The following is a 25,664-nucleotide window of genomic DNA, read 5'->3' as shown; positions in this document are numbered from 1 at the left end:
GCTAGTTGGCAATCACACTCATGTTGCGTCCGCTCGCCTTGGCCACGTAAAGCGCTTTGTCCGCGGCATCGATCAAGTTGTCCGGCTGGTCCCCGGAGGCGGGATCGAAGGCCGCCACCCCGAGGCTGATCGTCACCACGCCTTCGGGAGCGTCGTTGTGAGGGATGCCGGCCTGCAACACCGCCTGACGAATTTTCTCCCCCAGCAGAAACGCTCCGACATAGTCGGTCCCGGGCAGGATCACCGCGAACTCTTCCCCGCCGTAACGCGCAGCCAAATCCCATGAAACCTGGGTGTGCCGGGTGATGATCGTGCTGATGCTGCGCAGGCACTCGTCCCCGGCGACGTGACCGTACAGCTCGTTGAACGCTTTGAAATGATCGACATCGATCATCAACACTGCAAAGCCGGATTCAGTACGCCGGGCACGGCCCAGTTCCGAGTGGATGAACAAATCGAACTGACGCCGGTTGGACAGCCCCGTCAGTGCATCCTCCATGGCCAGCACCTTGAGGCCACGGTTGACCTCCAGCAGTTTGTCGCGTGCATCCAGCAAGTCACTCTGCACGCGATTCTGGCGCTTCATCAGGCCGATCAGTCGATAGCCCAAAACGCCCAGAAAACCCAGGCACAGGGCGACGATACCCGCACTGAGCAAGGACGCCTCACGCCACGCTGCCAGGACCTCCGCCTTGTCGACGGCGGTAAATACCACCAGTGGATAGCCGGGCACCCGACGAAACCCCACCACCCTCTCAACGCCATCGACCATCGACTGGACCATGGCGGTGCCCGCATCGCCAGTGGGCAGCAACTGCTTGAACAGCGGTCCGTTGGCAATGCTGGTGCCGACGTCAGACTCCTTGAATGGCCGACGCACGACAATATTGGCATCGGCGGCAATCAGGTTGATCACCCCATTGCGCCCCATGTCGATGCTCTCGTACAGCGACAGGAAGTGATTCAGATAAATGGTGGCCAGGGCCACGCCGGCAAAACTGCCATCGGCGTGATTGATGCGCCGCGAGACAGTCATGATCCAGTCGCCGCTGGAGCGGCTTTTGATCGATGGTCCTATGTGCGGCCCGCGGTCGGGGTGATCGCGATGGAAGATGAAGTATTCACGGTCGGCGTTGTTGGCATCCGGCATCACGGCGCCATTGGAGTTGGCGACCCATCCACCGTTTTCGTCATAGACGAAAAGCCCGTGCAACTGCGGCAGTTCGCTGCGCTGGGCGCTGAGCAGGCGCTGCAGGTGTGCCAATTGCGACGGTTCCAGGCGCTCGTATTCCAGGCGTTCCACCAAGGTGAACAGCAACGTGTCGGCCTGTTTGATCGTGGCCTGCGCCTGGGAGGCCAGGGTCTGCGACAGGTTGGACATTGCCACTTCCTTGTCGCGCAGGTGGTACTGGCGCGAGTTCCAGGCCTCCCAGATCGCGATGGCGCTCATGGACAGGCAAACCGCCACCAGCAGGATCACCACGGACCGCACCTTGAGCCTGACCACGGCGGGCGAAGCGGTCGGTGAACTATCGTCGGCGTAGTCTTCAGTTCCTTGTTCGACGGACGGCTGTCCCATGAGGCTCCCTTTCATCTCGATAAATGGCAATTGATCCTGTTATTGCCAAAAACGTTTACGCTGCGTTGTGTTTTACGGCCTCGAGCCACGCTGGGTTCAGTTGTGTCTGCTGAGTTTCGAGGCCCAGTGCTTCCATTCGTTCCTTGTGCCGGTCCATTTCGCGAATCAGTTGGCTGTGATCACTGGAGTTGCCGTCAAGCTGATGCATCTGGTTCAACCCCAGATGATAGAAGCGCAGCAGCTTCATCGCGCTCGGATCGTCCTTGGCCACCGCCGCCGTCACATGATGCATGACGTTGGTGACACTCATCAGGCTGCGCTTGAGCTGCCAGCCATAGACGGCGGGTGCCATCCAGGCCTGGCTCCAGAATGTGCCGCGCATCAGCGCCACCATCAACAGCACCGCGACGAATACCCCGCCGACATTGAAACGAAAATTGTCGCCGCCAGGTGTGCCGAAGATCGTCACCGCCGCCGTCGACAGCACCATCGCCAGGGCAATGAAAATCAGGGCGATGAAAATCGTGCTGCGGCGCGTGTGGCGGCGATAGGTTTCAGGGTCTTGCGGCTGGATCTGGAACATCAGGACGGGTTTCCTCGAGGCCATGGGCAAAAAGTCTGCGGGGCATTATCGCCTCTGCGACGGATTTAGCTATGCTGGGGCTCCTTTTCATCTTTTCATCGTCCAAGGTCAACGTGGCGATACAACGCAGTTCGTGCCATCTTCTTTTGTGAGTACAGACTATTCGGATGTCAGGCGTCGCCGATGCGTGACATCGTTTTAAGGATCTTTGCATGGCCCAACGACAAGTAATCAATGCCTCGGTCAGCCCGAAAGGCAGCCTTGAAACCCTTTCCCAGCGTGAAGTGCATCAACTGAGCGAAGCCGGTTCCGGCAGCACCTACGCCCTCTTCCGCCAATGCGCCCTGGCCATCCTCAATACCGGCGCCCACGTCGATAACGCCAAGACCATCCTCGAAGCCTACAAGGACTTCGAAATCCGCATTCACCAGCAGGATCGCGGCGTGCGTCTGGAGCTGCTGAATGCCCCGGCCGATGCCTTTGTTGATGGCGAAATGATCGCCAGCACCCGGGAAATGCTGTTCAGCGCCCTGCGTGACATCGTCTACACCGAAAACGAGCTGGATGCCCAGCGCATCGACCTCAGCACGTCCCAGGGCATCAGCGACTACGTGTTCCATCTGTTGCGCAACGCCCGCACCCTGCGTCCCGGCGTCGAGCCGAAAATCGTGGTGTGCTGGGGTGGTCACTCGATCAACACCGAAGAGTACAAATACACCAAGAAGGTCGGCCACGAACTGGGCCTGCGCAGCCTCGACATCTGCACCGGCTGCGGCCCGGGCGTGATGAAAGGCCCGATGAAAGGCGCGACCATCGCTCACGCCAAGCAGCGCATCCACGGCGGTCGCTACCTTGGCCTGACCGAACCCGGGATCATCGCCGCCGAGGCACCGAACCCGATCGTCAACGAGCTGGTGATCCTGCCGGACATCGAAAAGCGCCTCGAAGCCTTTGTGCGTGTCGGCCACGGCATCATCATCTTCCCGGGTGGCGCAGGCACCGCCGAAGAGTTCCTGTACCTGCTGGGCATCCTGATGCACCCGGACAACGAAGGCCTGCCCTTCCCGGTCATCCTCACCGGGCCCAAGCATGCCGCCCCGTACCTGGAGCAACTGGACGCATTCGTAGGCGCGACCCTGGGCGAGGAAGCTAAAAAACACTACGAGATCATCATCGACGACCCGGCCGAAGTGGCGCGGCAGATGACGGCTGGGCTCAAGGCGGTGAAGCAGTTCCGTCGCGAGCGCAATGATGCGTTTCACTTCAACTGGTTGTTGAAGATCGACGAGGGCTTCCAGCGCCCGTTCGATCCGACCCATGAAAACATGGCCAACCTCAATCTCAGCCTCAGCCTGCCACCCCATGAACTGGCCGCCAACCTGCGCCGCGCGTTCTCCGGCATCGTCGCCGGCAACGTCAAGGACAACGGCATCCGCCTGATCGAGGAACACGGGCCGTACCAGATCCGTGGCGACGCGGCGATCATGCAACCGCTGGATCAACTGCTCAAGGCATTCGTGGCCCAACACCGGATGAAGTTGCCGGGCGGCGCGGCGTATGTGCCGTGTTATCGGGTGGTGGCTTGATCAACAACAGGCGTACGCACTCCCTGTAGGAGCGAGCATGCTCGCGATGGTCGTCAACGATAACGCTGGAATACTGATACCCAGCGGTGTAAATCAGTCCATCGCGAGCATGCTCGCTCCTACAGGCTTGCGAACAACGAACAACCAGGGATCGCTTGATGGACCACATAAACCACATCCTGATCGTCGACGATGATCGCGAAATCCGCGAGCTGGTCGGTAATTACCTGAAGAAGAACGGCCTGCGCACCACAGTGGTGGCCGATGGACGGCAGATGCGCAGTTTCCTGGAAGCCAACCAGGTCGACCTGATCGTGCTCGACATCATGCTGCCGGGCGACGATGGCCTGGTGCTGTGCCGAGAATTACGCTCGGGCAAGCACAAGGCGACGCCGATCCTGATGCTCACCGCCCGCAACGATGAAACCGACCGGATCCTCGGCCTGGAAATGGGCGCCGACGACTACCTGACCAAACCCTTCGCCGCCCGCGAACTGCTGGCGCGGATCAACGCGGTGCTGCGCCGTACCCGCATGCTGCCGCCCAATCTGCTGATCACCGAAAGCGGCCGACTACTGGGTTTCGGCCGCTGGCGCCTGGACACCACCGCCCGCCACCTGCTGGACGAAGACGACACCATGGTTGCCTTGAGCGGCGCCGAGTATCGCCTGCTGCGCGTATTCCTCGACCACCCGCAACGGGTGCTCAGTCGCGACCAGTTGCTCAACCTCACCCAGGGCCGCGACGCCGACCTGTTCGACCGCTCCATCGACCTGCTGGTCAGCCGCCTGCGCCAGCGCCTGGTGGACGACTCGCGCGAATCGACCTACATCAAGACGGTGCGTAATGAGGGTTATGTGTTTTCGTATCCGGTGGAGATGTTGAACGAGTGATGAACGCGCTATCCATCGAGCCCTGTAGGAGCGAATTTATTCGCGATGGACGTTAACGATGACGCGGGAAAACTGATACCCAGTGGTGTTCTTACGTCCATCGCGAGCAAGCTCGCTCCTACAGGGGGAGTGGCGAGCAGGAAATCTGCATCAATGCCCTCGATAAAGACTATGCCCTGGCATGCTTTTTCATTTTGAAACCTGCGCCATAAAGTGGACCCATCTTCTCCCCACTCTTCTGGAGCAACATCATGAAAAACATCATCGCACTCGGTCTTGCACTTTCGGTTTTCGGCGCCACTTCGGCCATGGCCGCACCCCACAAGAAACAAATGATTGCAGCGGCTGAAGTCAGCCAACCCGCCACGCTGAATGTGAACACCGTGAAGGTCGATTCGAAAGACACCCAGGCCACCAAGCTCTACGTCGCGGAAAACCGCCCTGAGTTCGGTTCGAAGTATCAGCGCTACTGAGTCACCGCTTTGTTTAACCTGAACCCCGGGGAGATCCGTCTCCTGCGGGGTTTGTTTATTTCAGGCTTCCGCATCCCGCCCCTGCCTGGGGCACCAGGCTGACGTCGACGCGCCGATTGGTCGCACGCCCGGCAGCGCTGTCATTGCTGACCAGCGGTTGCTTGTCGGCCAGGCCCTGCACGACGAAGCAACTATCGGGAATGTCGCCCATGCGCTGCAACCAGCCACGTACGGCCCACGCGCGGGCATGGGACAGCAGGAGTTTGTGTTCAGCGCTCCCGCGATTGTCCGAATGCCCGTCGATCACGATCAACCACCCCGACCGCGCCGTGATGTCGTTCAAGGCATTGATCAGGACTTTATTGCCGTCAGGCTTGAGTTCGGCACTGCCGGCCTCGAACAGTGCCAGGCTTTCCAGGCGCACCGCCTGGGGCACCGGCTGGGGCTTGCGCAAAACGCTGGCAAGGCGCTGCCCCGACTCGCTGCTTGCTCCCCACCAGCCGATCCCACCCACGACGAGCACGACCACCGCGACGCCCAGCCACAAGGCTTTGCGCGGTTTTTTGGCCGGGTTGGCCTCGGGCTGCTTGTTGAATGGCAACAACATCACGGGCATCAGCATGGGGGGCATGGGCTCACGGCGCTGAACGGTGGGCCATTGCACATCCGACGAACGCACTCGCTGCCTCAGTTGCTCGATCTGTTGACGCAATCGCTGCAAGGCACCGGAATCCGAGAGACCCTGTTCTTGCAACTGCCATTGCAACCGTAGCAACTGGTCATCCAACTGTCCGAGGGCGGGTAACAGGCGGACGTTCACCGGCTGAGCGCGCAGGCACAACTGCAATTGGCTGAACAGCCAGCCCAGGACCTCCTGCCGCGCCGACGGCTGCGCTGGCCACAGGCCTACCCCGGCACGGCTCACTCCCTCCAGCAGCGCCAAACCTTGCGCAATACCTTCCAGGCCATAACGGTGGCCACGGGCCAGGGTCAATGCCGCCACCGATTGCAGGTCTGCACCGTTCAAGCGAAACAACGTCAGGCACAACTGCTCTACGGCGGCCCAATCCATGTCGGGACAGGCCGCGTGGTTCAACTTCGCCAACTCATCACACAGCGCCGCAAATTCGACGAACCGCCGTGGATCGCCGCCCACTCTGACGTCCATTTCAAACAGTACCGTCATCCGGTTTTCCCTTCGTTGCGTTGAGTCTTCATTTCAGCCACTGCTGCCGTTTCAGGTGCCTGACCACTGCCTTGCCGTCAGCCGTCAGGCTCGCGCCAAAGCTCAGCCACTGCCCGCCAGCCATTTGAGCGGCCAGGGTGAACTCCAGATGCCCCGGCTGGACCTGAGGCGACAGTTCGACGTCGAGCGCCACCAGGCGGGGCTCGAACTTGAGCAGCGTTTGTTTCATCCCCCGCATCAGGCCGTGAGTCGATGCGGGCAACCCCTGGAGAATCACACTCATGTCTGCAAGGCCGTAATCGGGCAAGTGCGCCAGGGAACCGGCGCGGCTATTGAGGATGCGCTGCAGGTTATCGAGTACCGACATCGTGTGCTGATCGGCCTCGTTGATCCGATACAGGTCCAGCTCGCCGCTGAAATTTTGCAAAAGCGTTTCGTACAACGATGGAGACAAATCGTTCATGGACTACTCCCTGGCCAGTGCTCGCAAGGTCAAGCGGTTATCACCCAGTTCGACGACTTGTGCGCGGTCCGGGTCCAGTTCATCGCGGGTGAGCATCAGGCGCCAGGTATTGAGGGCGATGTCCGGTTCGCGCACCAGCGCCACCACTGAAACGAACCGGGCTTGCGGATCCATCGGCACGCTCAGTTGCGCGCCCTCCCCCGGCTTGATCACCAGCGCACGGGTATCGAGCAGATCGCTGCGCAACAGATTGTCGTCATCGCCCAGCAGGCTTTCATAACTGGCCTTTTCCACGGCCTTGCTGTCACGTAACTGGTACACCCGCACCAGCGTCGGCACGGCCAGGTCGTTCATGTCCAGCGTGTCATTGTTCATGGCGGTCCTGGCACTGATGTCCAGGTGCAGGGTTTTCACCTGCTTGTAGAAGATTGACCGCGCCGTGGCGGCGGTGGCGTCGCTGGCCGATTGCGTCAGCCCACAACCCGCCAGCAGTGCTGTGAGCACGGTGAGCATCAGGGTTTCAGTGACGGTACGTGACATGGTGGACGTCCTTGTGGTCGGGGTTGTTGTACAGGCCCTGATAGCGGCCCAGGTTGATGGTCACGCTGCTAGGCAGCGCGGCTGGCTGACGGCCAGTGCTCAATCCGAGCAAGCCGGTCATGCCCAGCAAGACGGGAGGCCCACCGAGTATCGGCAATGGCAGGCTGCTCACGGGTAAGGTCAGTTGCAGGCAGACGGTGCAGCGCCACCCGAGGTAAACACGCAGCAACACACGAAAGTCTTCGTTCAACTGGCCTTGCGGCAGCCAGCCTTGGGCTTCGTGCGGGTCCTCGGTGAAGAGTTGCAGGCGCATCTGGCTGTTGACGTCATAGCCCACAGCGCCCAGGGGCGTGCCGCGCGAAAGGTTCACCGGGTGCCGCGAATCCAGGCTGGCCGGCTGCGCCAGGGTCACTTGCTGCGGCCAGTGCGCCGTGACCTTCACCTGCGTCTTGGGGGCCAGCAGGCTCACCAGTGCACCGATGCCCTCGGCGTTGCGGGTGGGCAGGCGCATGACGCCGAGCAGCGCCAAAAAGCGCGAAACCGGCGTGGCGATCCGTTGCGCGGTACCGGGAATACCCAGCCCGATCAGTCCCAGCAGGCATTGCGAAGTGGCGTCAACGCCCCCCGCTTCAAAGCTGGCGGGGTAGGAATACTTGCGCCAGATCCGGTAGAACTGGGTAAAGATCCGGTGATTGAAGATGTCGAGAAACGCCTCCAGCGCTTCATGGCCCTCGCGACGCAGGGCAATGTCGTCGACAAAGGCCGTGGGCAATGGCGAATCCACGCCGTACAAGCCCAGCAGGCGCGTGCGCACCGTCGCCGGGCGCGGCGATGGCGCGGTGTCGATCTCGATCGCCTTCAACTCGCCGGCAGGGAAACCCATGCCGGGGTCGGGGCGAAAGCGCACCGGGTCGTCCGCCGGGTGCGTGGTGCTGCCCAACGGCGGGTGGCCGGGCAGTGCCTGCTCCAGCAACTGGCAGAAGCGATACACGCTGGCCTCGGCCACCTGCCCCTCCAATGCCTGGAGCAAGCCGCTGGCATTCAGCCGGGAATACGCTGACTGTGGTTCTCGGTCCATCGCAGGCACTTTCCAGTAGGTTGAAGAATCAGCGTGAGCTGGTTGAACAAGTGAATGTCGGCGTACAAGGCGAAGAAGCGATTGAGCATTTCGCCAAACAGGCTGATGTCACCCTCGCCACAAAATCCGTCGGCCTGGAGCGTGACTTCGATGTCGACGCCCCGCAGCAGGAAGCCTCGTTCGAAGCGTTGCACCAGGTGATGCCGGACATCGACGATGGCCGCCAGGCGCCGCCGGTTCAGTTCGCTGTCGGTCCAGTCGTACAGCGCCAGCGTGCCGCGCAGCACTTCGGCGTTGTCGAGCATCGGCAGGAAGTTCGAACCCAGGTGACTGAGCACGCGCCAGTGGAAACGGTCGCGGTTCGGCGGGTAGCACGGCAAGGTCGGCGCGCACAGGTTGCGCACCCGCAAACCGCTGTCCGCTTGCCCCAGCGTATCGAGCAGCGTGCTTTGCAAGGCTTTGCGCGGCAGCTGGCCGTGGGTGCCGGTCAAGCGCAGCGAAAGGCTTTTGCCGGCGTCCAGGCGATCCAGGTCGAAGCCATCGCCACCCAGGATCAGCCACGTGTCGTGCAGGCCATTGGCGCCGCGCTTGAGACGCGTGTGGAAGTAGCGCTCCGGCGCTTCATCGCGCAGCATGCCGCCCTTGTGGCGGAAACTGCTGAACGGCACATAGTCCTGGCGCTCGCCATGGGTCGACGCCGTGACCTCATCCACCGAATAGATTTCGGTATGCCCGTCCTGCAAGCGCATCGGCCGCAGCAGGCAGTCCGTTTGCAAGGCACGCAGCGCCATCGGGTCGGATTCGAGGGTGAACAGGTTGATCACCGGCACCGCGTGCAGACGAATGTGCTCGGCACTCAGGTTGAATGCCTGCGGCCACGACTCGCGCAGTACCACCTGCAATTCGAACCCAGGCGTGCCCGGTGCAATGTCCAGGTGCTCCAGCCCATGGAGGGTGACGAACATGAATTTTTCGCGAAAGGTGAAGTACTCCAGCAACAGTTGGTAGCCGCTGAAGGCGCTGTCGCCCTTGGGCCACAACCGATCCTCGTCGCTGAACCCCTTGGGCGCGAAATGGCCGCGCAGGGGTTGGCGCTCCGTCTCGCCGGAAAACCGCACGTACAAGGCCTGGGTATTGAGCGTCAGCGCCTGGTGCAGCGCGCAGGCCAACGGCGCATCGCCATTGAGGTACAACGGCAGTTGGCCGAGGTCCACCTGGCTCCAGTCGCTCATGGCCCCACAGGCAAAACCCAGGACCAGCAATGAGCGTCCGTCGGGCTCGTGATCCAGTCGCACCGACTCCAGGGCCAGTGGCTGCAACGTCAGGTCCTGGGTGGTGGTGTAAAGGCAGCGCGTGCGTTGCGGGCCAATGGGCTGCGACAACACCTCCAGCCCCCTGGCGATCGTCTCGCTGCGCTTCATCTGCGCAACATCAGGACTCAGCTCGACAATCGACAGCGAGGGGATGGTGCGCAGGTAATGCGGCCACAACAGGCTGACCAACCCCTCGGTGAGCTCCGGCAGATCATCGTCGAGCTTTTCGCGCAGGCGCCCCATGAGGAACGCGAAACCTTCGAACAATCGCTCGACATAGGGATCGCGGGCACCCGGCTTGTCCAGATTGAGATAGGCCGCACGGTCGGGAAATGCTTCGGCGAATTCCTGGCCGGCTTCGCGCAGGTAGCGCATTTCGGCGTCGAAATAACGCAGTGTCAGGTTGTCCATGATTCAAAAATTCCTGTTAAAGGTTCAGCCGCAGAGGACCGCGGCGCGCACCGGGTCGATGGCCACCAGTGCCGCCAACAGCGGCTCCATGCGCCGGCCCAGGGCGAGCTTGTCCGAGTCGTTGCGCTGGGCCTTGAGGCGCAGCAGTTTGAGCAAGCGGGCCTTGACCTCGAAACACAACAGCGGCTCCCAATCGGCCAGTGCCTGGCGCTCGCCGACTGCATCCAGTTCCCCCAGCAGGTGCAGGGCCAGTTCCTGCTTTGCGCACTGCTCGGCGACCCGCGCCATCAGCAGATGCAGCAACCAGCGTTGCCGCCCGGAGTGGATATCGGGGCGCGCCGCCAACCAGGCCAACGCCTGCTCGACGCCTGCGCTGTCGGCCTGGGCCAGGGCTTCGCCCTCCAGCGCCAGGACCTCGCTGTCACCCTCGGCTACAGCGGTGACGGGGACTGGCAGGCATTGCGGTGATTGATTGCCGCTGACGTGCTGGGCGATCCAGGCGCGGGTGGTGTCATCGGCAAAGGCTGAACCGTCGTTCCAGCACAGGCCTTCGACGCCCGGCAGGCGTTCGATGAACATGCCCAGGTCGCGCTTGACGATATCGACCCAGGCGTCGTGGGGCGCCGCCAGCTTGCTCAGCGCCTGGCAGGCGTACCATTGCAGGTCCAGCCAGAAGTGATTGACCCCCTCGGCAAACATCCGCTCGACCTGATCGAGCAGCTCGCTCCAGCTCTGTTGCAGGTACAGGCGCTTGAGTTGCGCGCGGTATTCGCTGCGTGGCGGTGCCAGGCGAGTCATCGCACTGGCGTCGTGGGGCGGCGCCTGATGCACGGTGTCCCAACGCAAGCTTTTCATCAGCCGATGCGCCGCCAGCCAGCCCTCGGGTTGCTCACGCAAGTACGCGGCGAGCACGCGCGCGCTGTCCAGCAGGTCACGCCCGGACTTGATCGCCAGCCCGGCGGCGGGGGCTTGCGCGCTGCCCGAGTGGCTGGCGCTGTTTTGCGGCACCAGCGCATCCACCCCGCCCGACTGCGCCAGCCGGTTGGCCAGCGCGCCGTACAACCCGCCCAGCTCCGGGCGCTGCTCCTCGGGCCACGCCTGCAATGCGCGGGCAAGCCACGTCAGTGCGGCCACTGTACGTTCCGACTCCTGCTTCACCACTTCAGGGAACAATGACAGGCAACCCAGCACTTTACTGCCCGTCAGCCACTCCAGCGCCTGCTTGCGACTGTTGCCCCGCGTCGGCAGCACGTCGGCCCCGAAGCGCTCGACCAAGGCCGCCAGCAGACTCAAGCCTTCGGCCAGGCCCGCCTCGCCCTCTTTGTGCAAGCGTGCCCAGAGGTAATACGTGGCGACGCGCAGGTCCTTGCAGCGCACGGTCAGCAGGGTTTGTGCCAGTTGGATAACCCGGTCGGTATCGGCGCCAGAGAGTTTGTCGACCTCTTCGCGCATCTGCTGGAAATCGTCGTCGTAGCCGGGGTCTTCGCCCACCGGAGAAGCATCGCTGATGGGTTGCAACCAGGCCTGCCAGGGTTCGGCCAGCGCCGGGCTGCCGGGCAGGATATCGCCCTCGCCGAAACAACGGGCGATCAGGGTACTCAGGCTCATTCGATGCTCCCGTTGCGCGCCATGGCCGCCTCGTTTTCCACCAGGAAAATCTGCCTGGGCAACTTGAAGTCGCGCAGCTTGAGCAGGGCCAACGGCCCGGCGCCCAGCTCGGTGCGCAGGTCCCAGGTCAGGTCCAGGCCGTCCGGTGCACGCAGTTGCAGGCGGTAGTGGCTGGCGCTGTCGTTCAGTGGTGTGACCCGGGCCTTTTCCAGCAGGCGGATCAGGCCCCAGGTGCCTTCGTTGTCGGCGAACAATCGCTCGCTCGCCCGCACACTGGTCCACAGCAGGCGCGTGCCCGGGTGGCTGGTGAAGCCCGGCCAGCCGAAACGCTGCCAGCTCTCCTTCTGGTTGAAATAGTGATGTTTCTCGCCGTTGAGGATGAACATCGTCTGCACCACATCGCGCACCGGTTTGCCGCGCAGCTCGAAACTCATGCCCATGCCGCCGTCGGTATAGAGCACGTCCGCGAGGTGGCTGAGCTGGTTGATCGCCGTGAGAAACTGCGGGTTGAAACGCAAGCCCTGGCTGTGCCGGGAGTCGTCCACCCAGCGACTGCCTTCCTTGCGCAGCACGCCACCGAGTTGCTGCTGCAAAAACTGCTCGATGCGCCCGGAATCGGCGCGCACCATTTGCCCAAGCATCGGCAGCGACGCGTCGTTGGCGGTGTTGGCAAAGGGATAACGACCGGCGAATGACTGCTGCCAGTCGTTGACGATCGCCCGTTGCCACTGGCTGTTGAGACCGGCGGCTGCCGCTTGCAGGACCCGTTGCCAGGCCTGTTCCAGCGGCTGCACGAACAGCGTCTGGCCGACGTTGTCCCACTCCGCGCCCAGGCTCGCTGCCACCAGGCTGGCGTAGGCCTGAGTGTCGGTGAGGTCGATCTGCTGCCCCTGAAACACCGTCTGCGCCAGCGCCTGGGTCATCGCCTGCGGGTTGGCGGCGTTGCTGATCTGTTGCAGCTTCAGGCGCACCCGGGTCACCCGGTTGAGCAAGGCTTGCAGGCTCAGGCGCTCGCTGTCGCCGTCCTTGTCCAGCAGCGCGAGCAAGGGTCCGAAACTGTTCTCCAGCGGGCCGGTGGATTCAGGCAAATCAATGGCCGCGTCCTGACCCATCAGCTTCTGCGCGGACTTCACCAAAGTATCGCCCAGCGCCTGTCCCCGACGGCCGGCCTGTCCTTGCCAGCTCAGCGTGTTCATCAGCGCAATCAACGGCGACTGGCGCACATCACTCATCAGCGTCAGCTGATCGATCACCTCGCCCAGGCTGCCCGCCGGTTGCCCGTGCAGGCTGTTGAGAAAGTCCAGCCAGGCGTCGGCGTAGTCTTCAAAGTAGCGGTCAGTGAGTTGCTGGCGCAGTTGTTCCGGGCTCAGCTCGGCGGCGATTTGCCCGGGCTGGTCGCTGAGCACCCAGTCGATTTCCTCGCGGCGCGCTTCGGCGATGGCGTCGATGGCCTGGCGCACCTGCCCCTCCCAGGCCTGGCGGGTAAACACGCCGGGCACCGTGTGGGGCGTGGCAAACAGCGCGTTTGCATCCGTGCCAGCGACCATCTGTTGCAGGCCCAGGGCCGGGTACTGATTGGCGCTGTCGTCGAGGACTTTTTGGTACAGGCTGGCCTGGGCATTGCGTTGGCCCAACTGTCCGAGCAGCACCTGGCGAGCCTGGGCCACCAGCCGCGCATCCTTCTCGATGCGCCACTGCGGGTGCGCTGCCAATTGCTCGGCGTAGAACCGCCAGAGGTTGGGCGCGACGCCTTGCCAGAGGCCCGGCGACATGTCCGCCCGCTGGGGCAACGCCTCGGTCAATGTACGGGCGAGGAACGCACTGTCGGTTTTCGCAGGCTGCGCCAGCATCAGGTAGGCCTTGAGCTGGGCATGGGCGACCGCAGCGCGCTTGACGCGCTCAGGGCTGTCCGCAGGCAGTTTGATCAGCGCTTGCAGCTGACGCGCCAGCTCAGTCGCGACCGGGTCACGCATCAGCCGGTTGTTGGCCTCTACGTACGACGGCCAGGCAGCGGCGAGCAGACGCTCGTTCTGGTTCAGGCCGAAACGCAGGTACCAGGGCGCGCCGTGTTCGTCGCGAGCGAGCAGTTGGCCGAGTTCGCGGGTCAGTTCGTGCAGGGCGAAGACTTGATCATCCACCGAGCCGCCCTGCTGCAACGTCGTCAGCGCCGTGTTGACCTGGCCGACGTGCACGCGGTTGGCCGCGAACGACAGCAACACACCCGCGCCTGCCAGCAACATCAGGCCGAGTGCCAGGGTCCGCGCAGTGCGCATGACGCCCCAGCCGAGGCGACGTTGTTCGGCGTGGCGATCATCGAGCACCCCGCCCCAGGGCGCGGTGGCGTGCCAGAAGTGGCCGTCGGATTTTTCCGGGGCCGGCAACGGCAGGCTGAACCACAAGCCACGCAGCGGCACACCCCGGGCGAACAATCGCAACGGTGGCGCCAGCGCCTGCCGCCAACGGACGATGCCCTCGCTGCGCAAATCGGCGGACAGACGCAGCAGGAAGTCGTGGCCATTGCACTCATTCATCTGGCCAAGACCGTAGGCCCGCAGGGGCTGGACCAGTTGTTCGAGTTGTTGTTCGAGCGCCTGTGGCGTCAGTGAGGGTGGCAGCAAACAGCCGACCGTTTGCGTTGCGCGTTTATCCTGCGGCCAGTCGGTTGCGCAGACTTGCCACAGGTGCAGCGGCAGTTGCCAGCGGAGTTGGCGGGCCAGCACTTGCAGGTGGCGAACGCCCTGGTCCATCGCTTTCGCGTCGGCGGTTTGCTGCTGGTTCAGTGCCCAGATCACCCCGTCCAACGCACGCCAACGGCTCAGGCCTTGCCAATGCTCGGCCCACACGTCATTCAACAGACCGGTCGGGCTACCGCCCCACAGCAGGATGGTGTCGTGTCCGGCCAACCATTTCTCGGTCTCGAGATGGGGAGCAATGGCGTTGATCTGATCGGGCTCGCCGACCACCAGCAGCAGGCGGGTCTTGAAGCGCCAGAGCGGGCCGTGGGTTTCGTGCAGGTGTTCGAGCAGTTGCTTTGCCGGCAGGCTTTTTCCATCCTCGCCTTCATGCTGCTGGGGCGGGACCTTCCACGAACTGCCGACAAGCTGGCGAATCCCGTTCAGCACGGCATGCCACATAAGCATTGCCATGGAAAACAACAGCACCCAGACCAATAAACCCTTGAGTGTCAGATCAAGCAACGACTGACGAGAAATCGGCTGTGCACCCTTCCACAACCACCAGGCCACCCCCACCGTGACAATGAGCACTCCCAGGATCACGGCGAGCAGGAGTGCGGTCATCCAGGATGAAATCCTGCGCGAATCATTAGTTTGCGACATTGGGCTTTACCACTCCAAGGGCCAGCGTGTGATGGGGATCCTTCGCCATCCAGGCGCAGGGCACCTGATGTTGTTCGACGTACCAGGCCGCCAGGGTCTGCGCGACCATGGCCTGCAAGCCCTGCAGGTCACCGAAGTGGGCGTCTTGCATCTTTTTCTGGGGGGACCAGTCGCAGGCGCCAACATCCTGCGCTGGGGAAAACGACACGCAGACTTGCGCAGGCTTGGGCAGTTCACTTTGTTGCAGTGCGCGCTGGGTCACCGCTGTCAGTGACTCGTCGTCGACGTCGAACCATTCACCTCGCGAGAACAGAACCTCACCTTGCGCGCCGAGTAACCAGAGCACCGAGGCCTCGCCGGCAGGTAGATCACTGCCGCCCCGTGGCGAGCTGGATTGGCAACCCGCACAGAGCACCCGAGCGTCAACCGCCGTCCCCTGCAAGTGGTCAATAATGGAGTGAAGGCTGCGAATGCCTGCCCAGGGCTCAGGCCGTTCGGGTAATTGCACCTGCGGAAAACTCAGCGCCATCTGATCGACAAACGCCTGCCAGGCCGCTTGGCTGCCCTGCCAGTAACAGCGCGTCGGCTGGGGTATGGCGTGCGCAGCGCGCTGCTCCTGCCAGTGCAACACCAGTTGGATCGCCAAGTGACGCTCACGCTCGCTAACTTCATCACCCTGCACTTGCAACAGTCGAATGGCCGGCCCTTTGGGGGTGGCCACCGGCACGAGTGGCTGGTAATTGGCGCTGAACAATCGTTGCGCGTGAAGCCGCGTGGTGCAGGCAGGGCTTACCAGTACCGCTTCGGCCAGCGCGACCGTTTGCCGATGATTCGCCCACCAGGCGTGGCTGACCTGCGCTGACGTTTGCGTATAACAGTGGGCGTTGTGCTGTTTGAGGCGCAGGTACAACACCTGGATGAGCATCAACAACAGCAAGACGAACAACCCAAAACCGGTACCGACCACCACCCAGAGCGGTTCAACCCAGGGACGCAACAGCACGCTGACCACGCCCGCGACAACCAGCACACCCGCGCCGCTGGCCAACCAGCGCGAATAAGCAGGCGGTTTGATCGAGGGGTACGGCATAAACTGCGGCGCGCTGTTCACGACGCCGCCTGCGTATCGGACATGGAGCTGACCAGCGTACAGCCGCACTCGCAGCGATGGCCATGCAGCGCGGCCGGGCGCCCGTCGTAGTCCAGCAAATCACTGCCCTCGGCGATTTTGGTGCGGCCATGCAGGTTGCACATGACAGCATCACCCTTACAGGCGATGGGCTTGCCATGGCATTCGTACCGCCCCTCCAGCACTTCGCCGCCGTACTCCTCCAGCGTGTCTCCCTGACGTACCAGTACTCTCATGGTTGCTCCTTTGAATTGATGAGGCGAGTTACTGTGGACATGACAAAGGCTCCGGCAGATTCAGCGGAGTCTTGATCGGGTATTGCGGGCTGCCGAAGGCGTAGCAGGAGGTGGTGACCGCAAGCTCGTCGCACGGCAGGAAGTGCACGGTGAGGCCGCAGACTTTTTGTCCGGTGTAGTCGGGGATGGGGACGGTTTTGCTGTGTTGGCGCTTATACGAACGATTTTTATCTCGCCAAGCTAGATACTTGGGCCGGTCCGCAAAACCGGGAAACCCTTCGGGATAAGCCACACCAGTTTCCCAATCCACCACTACCGTCATCCCAGACTTCCAATGCGCAGGTGCGACATAACAACAACCTCCCCCGCCACCTTGGTACGGGCCGATGATGTCGAGACCCGAGCGCCCGTCCACACTGAAGCGATTAATAGCCCAGTGGGTATGGTTGATCGCTTCGAGAGTGCTGGCATTAACGTTTGCCGGCGCAGCCATCAGGATGCCGATTGCCCATATCACGTAACGACACTGAATACGCTGGAGCCTGCCCCACATGCTTCGCGCACAATGCCCGGCAACGTGCTCAAACCGTCTCATCGCGAACCTCCCTGACTGGCGCGCCGAAGCTCTGCCAACGTGCGCTGAGCCTCTTTTGCATCTCAGCCAAACCCTCGGCATCCAGGATCGAAGGTGGCGTCGGTCGCGGCTGGGAATGGCGATTGTCGGCTACCATCTCGCCGTTGACTTCCTTGAGCAGCACCAACTCCCGTCGATTGACTTCGCCGAAGAACACCATGCGCTCGCTGAAATACGTGCCCCCTCGCTCACGGCCTTTGGCGTAGAGGAACCAGGCGCGCGAGTCGTGGACCTGATCGTCGAATAAGGCACGCAGTAATCCGCTGGCCTCCTGCGCATTGCGGCTTTCATCGACGTTGTGGCGCGTTTTTTCATCGACGTGGTTGCGTTCGAATTTAGGTGGCGGGAACAGTTGGCTGACGCGCTCCCTGCCCATGGCCTTGATTGCCGCGCGCTCGGCCCGTGCGTGGACCGCATGTTGATTGACCAAAACCCCAGGGAGCAACGCCACGCCTACCAACCAGAGCGCTAACGTCTCGATGTTCTCGATGTTGCGGTAGTCCAGGCTGAACTCCTGGGCGGCTTCACGCAGTTGGGTCTGCGCCATGTCCGGGTCGAAGTCCTTGACGCCGGGCTCCATGGGTTTCTTCTCGGCGCCCGGCACGCGCTCGTTGATCAGCTGTTCTTTTCGGATATTTTTGATGGCGTCCTGTTTTCCTTCTCGCGCGGCCTCAGCTTTTTGCTGCACATAAGGATCGACTTGCGTGTCGCTTGCCTGTTGGTAAAACGCTGTTTGTCTGAGGCTGGAAAAACCGTAACGGTCGATGCGCCAAGCGGTGATCCAGCCGAGCTGGTTGCGCATGGTCTCTTCAAGATTGATAGAGGCTGTTAGGGGTTCGTAATAGTCTGTTTGCTCGGGACTTAATGGATAGCGAACTGAAGGCAGATTTAGTGTTACTTCGCGCCAGGCGTTGAAGCGCTGAATTACCCTAGGAGTAACATCGAACTGCTCCACCAACTCAAATTCCATTGCCCGCCAAAGATCTGTACGTAAATCGATTGGTAGAGATTCTTGAGGCACTTTCAACGGTGCACCATTAACAAATGCATCTGCGTACAAATCATTCAAAGCAATTTGCGAAAGTAAAAGGCCGTCACCTTCGAAGTTATCTTTGCTAAATGCCTTCCCCTGATCTCCCGGCGGATACCCCCCACCCACATCCGAATGCACTCCCGGATATATCACCTCCATTGAATTGAGTGGATACCCACCGCCAGCCCGGCGAATCGACTCCGACGGAAAACACAACCGCTGCTCATGACTGGCCACCAGATGCAGGCAGCGCTTGACCAACCGGTCCGGTATTTCCTGGCTGCTATCGGCCCAGCCCATATGCCCGTCCGCCCTTGGGACGATATCGGCGAGACCCACCGACGCCACGGTGTCCAGCAACCCCAGGTACGCGACACTGACGGGAAGGTTCAGGTCCTTGAACTTCAGCGAGGGCGTCGTGGCACTGCTGTCCAGCAATTGGTTGAGCCAGTTGACGAACGCCCTGGCCGCCGCTGCACCGCGGGAAAAACCATACACATAGAGCTTGAGGCCCAACAGTTTCGGGCGTGCCGGCAAATTGTCTGCCAGCGCTGTGCGTAAGGGCTGTTCAAGGGCTGCCAGCTGTTTGTCAAACACATTGGCTCGATTGGCCTCCCCACCGGACTCCATCCCCGGCGAAGTGCCCATGGCTTTTACAGCACCAAGCAACGCCGAGTTATCCAATTGGGGTAGATCCAGGCAGCGCCTGAGCGCATCGATGATCATCAACAACGCCCAGTTGATGCGTTCCTCGCCATACCACCCGGTAGCCATGCCTAATTGGGTGTAATCCGGGTCACCCACTTCGGCAAACGGTGTGCCGACACCGGGCATGTAATATTTGAAGTACTGGTTATTGCCGGCCCCTGGGATATCGGTCAGCCCCCGTGCCTTGCTGCTGGCGTGCCCGGTGCCGCCCGCATGGCCGGTGCCAATGCTGGCGCGGAACATCCTGGCGATATTGGTTGGATTCGGGGGCGTCGACAGGTAGAGGTCGTTATTGAGGTTATTGCCAGTGCCGTCGAAGCACAGACTGACGTGCAGCGTCTTGCAGCAAGGTGGCAAGACCCTGTGCCCCGCAGCTACGCTGAGGGCATCATGGAAGCCGACTTCCCACTCGGTCTGACGCCGCAGGTTTTGACGAACTTGCCCTTCCCTCCAGGGCAGACGGCCCTGCTCGGGAAAGGCAGGCGGATACCAAACGCTGGCATGATTTACTGCGGACATGATTGCGGCTCCGGCAGGTTCAATGGGGTTTTGATTGGATATTCAGGGCTGCCGTAGGCGTAGCAGGAGGTAGTGACTTGAAGCTCGTCGCAAGGCAGGAAGTGCACTGTGAGGCCGCAGACTTTTTGGTTGGTGTAGTCGGGAACTGCCACTAGTTTGCTGAGTCGACGTTTTTGCGCTTCGATCTGTTTTGTCCATTCAAGAACTTTTGACCAATCCGCAAAGTTTGGATAATCGAAGGAGTAACCTACTCCGGTTTCCCACTCAACACGCACCGTCATCCCCGGTACCCACCGCGAAGGCGCGATGTAACAACACCCTCCACCGCCACCCTGATACGGACCAATAATGTCCAACCCCGAGCGACCATTGACCGCGAATTGATTGATCGCCCAGTGAGTGTGGTTGATCGCTTCGAGGGTTCCCGCCGAGGCTTTTGGGGGAGTCAAAATTGACACCAGAGCCCCGAACAGAACGGCACGATAACCGCCGTTTGAAAATGTCGGCATGGGGTTCATTTCCTTATGTCGTTGGAGGGACTAACCCCGACCCCCGACAACCTGTCGAGGAGATACGTTTCACGCTCAGAGGTGAGCAACAGTCCGCTCTGGAGTGCCTCGAACAGGGCCACGCAGCACGCATCAAATCGCTGCTGGGCACTCCAGTCGCTCGGCAGCGCTTCATGAAGATCTTCCGTCGCTTGCAGGGCGTCGCAGATACAAGCAAACGCTTGCAACTGCACGTCACTGAGTTCGATGTGAGTGAAGTTGTGTGGGCTCGGCGGCCTGTCAGGGTTGCCCATCAACCACCGAGGTTCACCATCGATATCCAGCCAGCTCCAGAACAACGCCGGGCGTAACAACACTTGCTGCTGGTCGACTTGCAGCACATGGCTGAACAGCAATGGAAATATCCGCGGATCGTAGTAGCGCAACAGCCCCAATCGCCCCGCATGGCGGGCTTCCAGGCATTGACCCAGATTTTCGGCCAGCACTTCAAACGGCCAGCAGGACGCCAGCACCAACAATTGCGATCGATTGTTCAGGGCCTGGATCACCCCCTTCAACCATTGCCGCTGAAGCGGCTGCGCAAGATCGACCCGCACCAACAAAGGCGCCAGATCCTCGGCGCCCTCCTCCGGCAGCCCACTGAACAACGAATGCCAGGGCAGTGCCGGCTCGACACTCAGGACACTGGGCAGCAACGGGGCGCCGCCCGCCTGGTCGATGATGATGTCCAGGCAGGTGATGGAGACCTCGGCGCAGGACGAGTCCAGTTGTTCGAGCCAGGTATCACTCATGATCGACGTCATCCCTGGGCCTCCCTGGGTGCAAACCCCTGGGCAGCAGCGCGGGCTTTTTTCAGGCACTCCTTGCAGACTGAGGTGGGAAGTTCCGGCAGAGGAAACGCCTGGCTCGTAGGCGGGTTGTACCGGTGTTTACCCTTCATGCAGATCAATCCTGGCCCGTGCAGCTGAATCTCACCTTGCGGGGTAATACGGATGTAACCACCACCGCTACCCAAGGTGATGCCATTGTTCGCCGTGAGCTGAACATGCCCTTGCACCGACTGCACGGTGATGTCCTGCTGGGCGGTCAGGTTGAGCAGGTTGCCGTGGGACTCGATCTCCAGAGGCCCATTACCCGATACCAGACGCATGCCTTCCTGCCGGGCCAGCATGGACATGCCTTGCTCCGAGTAGATGGATAACCGCTCTTCGGCGCCCAGGTTGATCTCGTCCTGGCTTTGCAAGTGCATCGCCTCACCGCTGCCAAGCAGCAGGCTGGCGGGCGTGACGGCGGCGATACCCTTGGGTGCGCTGAGCAGAATGGCTGGGCCGCTGAGATCTTTCGCAGCCGCGTGAAGGCGTTGCAGGCCCTCAATGGCAGGTTGGCGGCTGCGGTGCGCGTGGGCGATACCCTGACAACTGGATGCTTGCTTTACCGCGCCTTCGACGAGCACGGTGGCCGGCGCCATATTCAGTACGTGACCGCTGGCCTTGCCCTGCGCATCAGCACTGATAAACACCCCCTTACCCGCCCGAACACTGCCCCAATCATCCGTGCGCAGCTCAAACCCTTCGCCGCGCTTTTTCTGCTGCGCATCCACCAGATGCCCCAAATTCAGCTGGCTCTTGCCGCCATACTCGGTGCTCAGCTTGACGTGCTCCTGGCCTCGGCTGTCGTCCATGCGCAGCTTGTTGTTGGCCGGGGTGCGCAGCACGTTGCGCTTGTAATTGCGGGCGTTGAGGGTGACGTGGTCGGGGTGTTCGCTGTCGTGCAGGGCGTGGGCGATGTAGGGGCGGTCGGGGTCGCCCTGTTCGAAGGCGATGGCCACTTCGGTGCCGCAGATCAGCGGCAGGTGCAGGCCGTGGGTGTCGCCGGCGTAGGGCCGGGCCAGGCGCAGCCAGGCGCTTTCGCGGCCGAGTGGCCAGGTGTCGCGGTCGAACAGGAAGTTGACCTTGTAGCGGCCTTCCTTGTCGATTTCGGCATAGCGGTCATGGGCCAGGCCGCTGGTGACGCGGGCGGGCACGGTGCCGGCGATCTGCGGTTTGGGCAACAGCGGCGGTCGGAAACACAGCTCTTCGCTGTAGGGCATCGCCTCGAACTGGCAGACAAACGCGCCATCGCGGCTGGCGCGGGTGCTGACGGCGATGACCGCGCAGCTCGGGTTGAAGGCTTGTGGGGCGCCGTCGCTGATGGACAGCACCTGGCCTGGCGCCAGGGTCGGGCTGTTGCTGGTGCCACTGAGGTGTGTCTGCTCGTTGAGGTAACGCTCGTGACGCAGGCGCGCGTAGAAGTAGCCGCTTTCACCGAGCTGTTTTTCGTGGCGCTGGTAAGGGTCGCCCAGCGCTCGGTAGGGTTCGGCGTAGTGGTAGGCCTCGCCGTAAGTGCCCGGCGCGCCACGGGTATGATCGACCTGCGCATCGAGCCGGGCCTTGGCATCACGGTGCTGATAGGTGCGCACGTTGACGTGTTGTTCCACCACCCGGTGCCGGGTTTGCAGGGCCCACACACCGACCTCGTCGCTGCCCAGCCCGGCGGGTGGACGGTGCGACAGATGGACGTCGAACTGGTAACCGCACTGGTTGTCGCAGAACTCCACCACATCGAAGCGCAGGCGCTCGTTGCTGACGAAGCGGTACCAGATGCCGACCTCGGCCAGCAGGCGGTTGATGAACGCCAGGTCGCTCTCGCCGTATTGCATGACCTGTTCGCGCCGGGGGTATTCGCGCTTGAGGCGGAACAGGAATTCATGGCCGCGCATGTCGTGACGGCTGCGCAGGATGCTCTCGACGATTTCCGGCACCGACTTATGTTGGTAGATGCGGTATTGCCGGCCGAGGCCGAGCAGTTGCAGGCGCGGTTGCAGGGTGATTTCGTAGCGCGCTTCGTCTTTGGAGGCGGACAGGCGCTGGAAACCGGTGATCACTCCTTGCAGGGTGCGCAGCGGTTCGATGGTCAGCGTTTCCCAGGGCATCACCGCCACCGGTATGGCGTGCAGGCTGAACCCGGCGTCCTGGCCAAGCAGTTGCTGGGCGGCCAGATCCTGCTCGGCGCTGGTGAATTCGATGTGGTAGCAAAAGGGTTGGCTCAGGCGTTCTTCGCCGTGGAAGGCCAGCACGTCGAGGGTGGGTTCAAGGTCGCGCACCCAGAGTTCATGGCGGCTGTGGTCGAAGAAGGTGGGCATTAAACCTGACATGTTCACACCCCCGCCGTCATGGCGGGCATCGGCTGCTCACCTTCGCTGAACGCCAGGCACAGGCCGTGTGCATCGCTGTGTTCCAGCCGCACGCCGCTGGTCACCCGCCGGGCGGCCTGGCGTTGCAGGAGTTGTTCGCTGAGTACCGGCAATATCTGCTGATTGAGCAGACTGTCGATCGTGCGCGCACCGTTGTCCGGCGACAGGCAGGCCTCGACCAGCAACGTGCTGAGCGAGTCGTCGATGTCACAGCTCAGGCCGTAATGTCGCTGCAAACGTCGGGCGACCTTGGCCAGCTTGAGCGCAACGATGCGCTTGAGTGCCACGGCGTCCAGCGGGCGGTAGACCAGGGTTTCGAAGCGTGCGAGCAAGGCCGGCTGGAAGTGTTCGCGCAGGATCGGTTGCAGCCATTGCGCCAGCGTGGCGTCGGCGGCATCCGGTTGAGCGCGCAGGCCGGCTTGCAGGGCATCGCTGCCCAGGTTGGAGGTCATCAGGATCACGGTGTTGCGAAAGTCGATTTCCCGCCCTTCGCCATCGCGCATGAAGCCGCGATCGAACACCTGGTAAAACAGGTTTAGCACATCGCGATGGGCCTTTTCGACCTCATCGAGCAATACCACGCTGTAGGGCCGCTTGCGCACGGCCTCGGTCAGCACGCCGCCCTGGCCATAACCGACGTAGCCTGGTGGCGCGCCCTTGAGCTGGCTGACCGTGTGGGCTTCCTGATACTCGGACAGGTTGAGGGTGATCAGCGACTTTTCACCACCGAACAGGTTGTCGGCCAGGGCCAGCGCCGTTTCCGTCTTGCCCACGCCACTGGTGCCCACCAGCAGGAACACGCCCAGTGGTGCCTGCTCGGTGGTCAGGCCGGTTTTCGCTGCGCGCAGGCGTCGGGCCAGTGCACCCAGGGCGTGATCCTGACCGATCACCCGCTCGGCCAGTTGCTGTTCCAGCGTCAGCAGGCCAGCTTGTTCGTCCTTGAGCAAAACACCCAATGGCACACCAGTCCAGTCGGCCACTACCTCGGCAACGTTACGCGCGCTGACGTCCAGGGACAGCAGCGGCTGGTCACCCTGGATGTCATCCAAGCGTTGTTGCAGCACCTGGCAATCCTGCACCGGCAGTGGCTGTTCGTCACGAAGGTCGAGCAGTTGCCTGGTCAGCGCCAACTCTTGCCGGTATTGCTCGATCAGCCTGCTTTTGTGCTGTTGCAGTTCGCGCTGCTGCAACTCGATCGACGCCAGGTGTTTGGCACAGCTATCGGTCCCCAGTTGCGCATCCTGCTCGATCGCCCGCAATTCCAACGCCAGCGCCGCCTGCCGGGCGTTGAGTCGCACCAGCGCCTGCGGTTCACAATCGAGGCCCATGCGCACCCGTGCGCTGGCGGTGTCGAGCAGGTCGACGGCCTTGTCGGGCAATTGCCGACCGGTCAGGTAGCGTCGCGACAGGCTCACGGCCGCCTGGACGGCCGCGTCCTGGATGTGCACGCCGTGATGGCTTGCGTAACGCGCCTTGAGGCCACGCAGCATCAGGCAGGCAATGGCATCATCCGGCTCGTCGACCTTGACCTGCTGGAAGCGCCGCTCCAGTGCGGCGTCCCGTTCGAAATACTGTTTGTACTCGCCCCAGGTGGTGGCGGCGACGGTGCGCAACTCGCCCCGGGCCAGTGCCGGTTTGAGCAGGTTCGCCGCGTCCGCGCCGCCGGACTGGTTGCCAGCGCCGATGAGGGTGTGCGCTTCGTCGATGAACAGCAGCACCGGCGTGGCCGACTGCTGCACCGCAGCGATGACGTTTTTCAGGCGTTGTTCAAACTCGCCCTTGACCCCGGCGCCGGCCTGCAACAAGCCCAGGTCCAGGGTGCGCAGGCTCACTGATTTGAGGCTGTCGGGAACCTGGCCGTGGGCAATACGCAACGCCAGGCCTTCAACCAGCGCGGTCTTGCCCACGCCTGGCTCGCCCACCAGCATCGGGTTGTTCTTGCGCCGGCGACTCAAGATATCGATGACCTGGCGAATCTCGTCGTCGCGGCCGAATACCGGGTCGATGCACCCTTCCCGCGCCCTGGCGGTCAGGTCCTGGGTAAATTGGTCCAGCACCGCCTGCAAGGCATCGCCAGTGGCAACGCGGGTCAGTGGATCGCCGGACTCCAATGCCGGCGTCTGCTGCAATGCCGGGCGCTCTTGCGAATGCTGGTCGAGCACCGTGAGCACCTGCTGCAACTGGGCATCGCCCACGCTGAGCAGTGGCCAGGCCGCCTGGCACGCCAGCAGTTCCGGGTTTTCCCGCAATGCGCCGAGCAGGTTGGCCGAGCGCAGGCGGTCCTCGCCGGCAAGGGACACTTGCAGCCAGGCATTCTTGATCAGGGTCTGCAGCTTTGCGCACAACGCAGGCTTGGCGTGAACCGTACGCGGCAGCGTGTCCAGATGCGCCAGCAAGCCGCGCCATAACGCATCCATGTCCCATTCCTGACGACGGGCAATCACCGTCAGGTCGCCCTCGCCCTGCTCCAGCAGTTTGAGCAGCCAGTGTTCGATAGTGATCTGCCCGTGGGCACGGCTCTGGCAAAGGCTGGCCGCTGCGCTCAAGGCCTGGGCGCAATACGGGTTTAGCCGGCGAAGCAGGCGTGTGGAGGCGTGTTCCATGGTTTACGTC

20 protein-coding genes are annotated in these 25,664 nt (G+C 62.2%); 3 read left to right on the top strand and 17 right to left on the bottom strand.

Going from position 1 to position 25,664, the window contains the following annotated elements; genetic code table 11:
• Window position 1: 1 nt before the first annotated feature.
• Together AB4O36_RS07860 and AB4O36_RS07855 are read right to left on the bottom strand one after the other, a co-directional pair.
• Complete coding sequence (locus tag AB4O36_RS07860) at window positions 2-1,579, bottom strand: sensor domain-containing diguanylate cyclase (protein WP_460141408.1); 1,578 nt, start codon at window positions 1,577-1,579, stop codon at window positions 2-4.
• A gap of 55 nt (window positions 1,580-1,634) precedes the next feature.
• Window positions 1,635-2,162 (bottom strand): DUF3087 domain-containing protein, encoded by a 528-nt coding sequence (locus tag AB4O36_RS07855; protein ID WP_460141407.1) that lies wholly within the window; start codon window positions 2,160-2,162, stop codon window positions 1,635-1,637.
• A 212-nt stretch (window positions 2,163-2,374) separates the two neighbouring features.
• On the opposite strand from AB4O36_RS07855, the gene ppnN reads away from it, so the two are divergent.
• From ppnN to AB4O36_RS07840, 3 genes are all read left to right on the top strand, one after another.
• Window positions 2,375-3,748: a nucleotide 5'-monophosphate nucleosidase PpnN gene (gene ppnN, locus AB4O36_RS07850; protein WP_460123210.1), complete on the top strand. Its 1,374-nt coding sequence runs from the start codon at window positions 2,375-2,377 to the stop codon at window positions 3,746-3,748.
• 158 nt (window positions 3,749-3,906) lie between these two features.
• Window positions 3,907-4,641 (top strand): response regulator, encoded by a 735-nt coding sequence (locus AB4O36_RS07845; protein ID WP_460123207.1) that lies wholly within the window; start codon window positions 3,907-3,909, stop codon window positions 4,639-4,641.
• Between the two features lie 251 nt (window positions 4,642-4,892).
• Window positions 4,893-5,114: a hypothetical protein gene (locus tag AB4O36_RS07840; RefSeq protein ID WP_460123205.1), complete on the top strand. Its 222-nt coding sequence runs from the start codon at window positions 4,893-4,895 to the stop codon at window positions 5,112-5,114.
• Window positions 5,115-5,169: 55 nt separating this feature from the next.
• Here the strand turns inward: AB4O36_RS07840 and AB4O36_RS07835 are convergent, their stop codons facing one another.
• From AB4O36_RS07835 to tssH, 15 genes are all read right to left on the bottom strand, one after another.
• Window positions 5,170-6,300, bottom strand: a complete 1,131-nt coding sequence (locus tag AB4O36_RS07835) for an OmpA family protein (protein ID WP_460141406.1) — start codon at window positions 6,298-6,300, stop codon at window positions 5,170-5,172.
• A gap of 28 nt (window positions 6,301-6,328) precedes the next feature.
• Window positions 6,329-6,763, bottom strand: a complete 435-nt coding sequence (tssE, locus tag AB4O36_RS07830; protein ID WP_460123200.1) for a type VI secretion system baseplate subunit TssE — start codon at window positions 6,761-6,763, stop codon at window positions 6,329-6,331.
• Window positions 6,764-6,766: 3 nt separating this feature from the next.
• On the bottom strand, window positions 6,767-7,303 hold the full coding sequence (gene tssJ, locus AB4O36_RS07825) for a type VI secretion system lipoprotein TssJ (protein WP_460123197.1): 537 nt from the start codon (window positions 7,301-7,303) through the stop codon (window positions 6,767-6,769).
• On the bottom strand, window positions 7,284-8,381 hold the full coding sequence (gene tssG, locus AB4O36_RS07820; RefSeq protein WP_460141405.1) for a type VI secretion system baseplate subunit TssG: 1,098 nt from the start codon (window positions 8,379-8,381) through the stop codon (window positions 7,284-7,286). Before tssG ends, tssJ begins: the two co-directional genes overlap by 20 nt.
• Window positions 8,345-10,105, bottom strand: a complete 1,761-nt coding sequence (tssF, locus tag AB4O36_RS07815) for a type VI secretion system baseplate subunit TssF (RefSeq protein WP_460141404.1) — start codon at window positions 10,103-10,105, stop codon at window positions 8,345-8,347. Before tssF ends, tssG begins: the two co-directional genes overlap by 37 nt.
• Before the next feature lie 24 nt (window positions 10,106-10,129).
• Complete coding sequence (gene tssA / locus AB4O36_RS07810) at window positions 10,130-11,713, bottom strand: type VI secretion system protein TssA (RefSeq protein WP_460141403.1); 1,584 nt, start codon at window positions 11,711-11,713, stop codon at window positions 10,130-10,132.
• A complete protein-coding gene (locus AB4O36_RS07805) occupies window positions 11,710-15,012 on the bottom strand; it encodes an ImcF-related family protein (RefSeq protein WP_460141402.1) in 3,303 nt (1,100 codons plus the stop codon). The genes tssA and AB4O36_RS07805 overlap by 4 nt, the downstream gene beginning before the upstream one ends.
• Window positions 15,013-15,037: 25 nt before the next feature.
• The gene (locus AB4O36_RS07800) at window positions 15,038-16,162 is read right to left on the bottom strand and encodes a hypothetical protein (protein WP_460123182.1); all 1,125 of its coding nucleotides are present in this window, start codon (window positions 16,160-16,162) and stop codon (window positions 15,038-15,040) included.
• On the bottom strand, window positions 16,159-16,416 hold the full coding sequence (locus AB4O36_RS07795; protein WP_460123179.1) for a PAAR domain-containing protein: 258 nt from the start codon (window positions 16,414-16,416) through the stop codon (window positions 16,159-16,161). Before AB4O36_RS07795 ends, AB4O36_RS07800 begins: the two co-directional genes overlap by 4 nt.
• 28 nt (window positions 16,417-16,444) lie before the next feature.
• Window positions 16,445-16,909: a DUF3304 domain-containing protein gene (locus tag AB4O36_RS07790; protein ID WP_460126640.1), complete on the bottom strand. Its 465-nt coding sequence runs from the start codon at window positions 16,907-16,909 to the stop codon at window positions 16,445-16,447.
• Window positions 16,910-16,997: 88 nt separating this feature from the next.
• Window positions 16,998-19,310 (bottom strand): T6SS phospholipase effector Tle1-like catalytic domain-containing protein, encoded by a 2,313-nt coding sequence (locus tag AB4O36_RS07785; protein WP_460123176.1) that lies wholly within the window; start codon window positions 19,308-19,310, stop codon window positions 16,998-17,000.
• Entirely contained in the window at window positions 19,298-19,828 is a 531-nt protein-coding gene (locus AB4O36_RS07780) for a DUF3304 domain-containing protein (RefSeq protein WP_460123173.1), read from the bottom strand. The genes AB4O36_RS07785 and AB4O36_RS07780 overlap by 13 nt, the downstream gene beginning before the upstream one ends.
• Window positions 19,825-20,610 carry a DUF4123 domain-containing protein gene (locus tag AB4O36_RS07775; protein ID WP_460141401.1) on the bottom strand — a complete coding sequence of 262 codons (786 nt, stop codon included), beginning with the start codon at window positions 20,608-20,610 and terminating at the stop codon, window positions 19,825-19,827. The genes AB4O36_RS07780 and AB4O36_RS07775 overlap by 4 nt, the downstream gene beginning before the upstream one ends.
• Window positions 20,611-20,618: 8 nt before the next feature.
• On the bottom strand, window positions 20,619-23,012 hold the full coding sequence (locus AB4O36_RS07770; RefSeq protein ID WP_460141400.1) for a type VI secretion system Vgr family protein: 2,394 nt from the start codon (window positions 23,010-23,012) through the stop codon (window positions 20,619-20,621).
• A 2-nt stretch (window positions 23,013-23,014) separates the two neighbouring features.
• Window positions 23,015-25,654, bottom strand: coding sequence for a type VI secretion system ATPase TssH (tssH, locus tag AB4O36_RS07765; protein ID WP_460123165.1), 2,640 nt, complete (start codon window positions 25,652-25,654; stop codon window positions 23,015-23,017).
• Between the last annotated feature and the right edge of the window lie 10 nt (window positions 25,655-25,664).

Source organism: Pseudomonas sp. S2_E01, assembly GCF_054668365.1.
This window is presented reverse-complemented; position numbering and strand designations above follow the sequence as displayed.

What these genes read in the sequence shown, in the direction of transcription:
- AB4O36_RS07860 (WP_460141408.1), bottom strand. Translation starts at nt 1,579, where the DNA reads ATGGGACAGCCGTCCGTCGAACAAGGAACTGAAGACTACGCCGACGAT.
- AB4O36_RS07855 (WP_460141407.1), bottom strand. Translation starts at nt 2,162, where the DNA reads ATGTTCCAGATCCAGCCGCAAGACCCTGAAACCTATCGCCGCCACACG.
- ppnN (WP_460123210.1), top strand. Translation starts at nt 2,375, where the DNA reads ATGGCCCAACGACAAGTAATCAATGCCTCGGTCAGCCCGAAAGGCAGC.
- AB4O36_RS07845 (WP_460123207.1), top strand. Translation starts at nt 3,907, where the DNA reads ATGGACCACATAAACCACATCCTGATCGTCGACGATGATCGCGAAATC.
- AB4O36_RS07840 (WP_460123205.1), top strand. Translation starts at nt 4,893, where the DNA reads ATGAAAAACATCATCGCACTCGGTCTTGCACTTTCGGTTTTCGGCGCC.
- AB4O36_RS07835 (WP_460141406.1), bottom strand. Translation starts at nt 6,300, where the DNA reads ATGACGGTACTGTTTGAAATGGACGTCAGAGTGGGCGGCGATCCACGG.
- tssE (WP_460123200.1), bottom strand. Translation starts at nt 6,763, where the DNA reads ATGAACGATTTGTCTCCATCGTTGTACGAAACGCTTTTGCAAAATTTC.
- tssJ (WP_460123197.1), bottom strand. Translation starts at nt 7,303, where the DNA reads ATGTCACGTACCGTCACTGAAACCCTGATGCTCACCGTGCTCACAGCA.
- tssG (WP_460141405.1), bottom strand. Translation starts at nt 8,381, where the DNA reads ATGGACCGAGAACCACAGTCAGCGTATTCCCGGCTGAATGCCAGCGGC.
- tssF (WP_460141404.1), bottom strand. Translation starts at nt 10,105, where the DNA reads ATGGACAACCTGACACTGCGTTATTTCGACGCCGAAATGCGCTACCTG.
- tssA (WP_460141403.1), bottom strand. Translation starts at nt 11,713, where the DNA reads ATGAGCCTGAGTACCCTGATCGCCCGTTGTTTCGGCGAGGGCGATATC.
- AB4O36_RS07805 (WP_460141402.1), bottom strand. Translation starts at nt 15,012, where the DNA reads ATGACCGCACTCCTGCTCGCCGTGATCCTGGGAGTGCTCATTGTCACG.
- AB4O36_RS07795 (WP_460123179.1), bottom strand. Translation starts at nt 16,416, where the DNA reads ATGAGAGTACTGGTACGTCAGGGAGACACGCTGGAGGAGTACGGCGGC.
- AB4O36_RS07790 (WP_460126640.1), bottom strand. Translation starts at nt 16,909, where the DNA reads ATGGCTGCGCCGGCAAACGTTAATGCCAGCACTCTCGAAGCGATCAAC.
- AB4O36_RS07785 (WP_460123176.1), bottom strand. Translation starts at nt 19,310, where the DNA reads ATGTCCGCAGTAAATCATGCCAGCGTTTGGTATCCGCCTGCCTTTCCC.
- AB4O36_RS07780 (WP_460123173.1), bottom strand. Translation starts at nt 19,828, where the DNA reads ATGAACCCCATGCCGACATTTTCAAACGGCGGTTATCGTGCCGTTCTG.
- AB4O36_RS07775 (WP_460141401.1), bottom strand. Translation starts at nt 20,610, where the DNA reads ATGAGTGATACCTGGCTCGAACAACTGGACTCGTCCTGCGCCGAGGTC.
- AB4O36_RS07770 (WP_460141400.1), bottom strand. Translation starts at nt 23,012, where the DNA reads ATGTCAGGTTTAATGCCCACCTTCTTCGACCACAGCCGCCATGAACTC.
- tssH (WP_460123165.1), bottom strand. Translation starts at nt 25,654, where the DNA reads ATGGAACACGCCTCCACACGCCTGCTTCGCCGGCTAAACCCGTATTGC.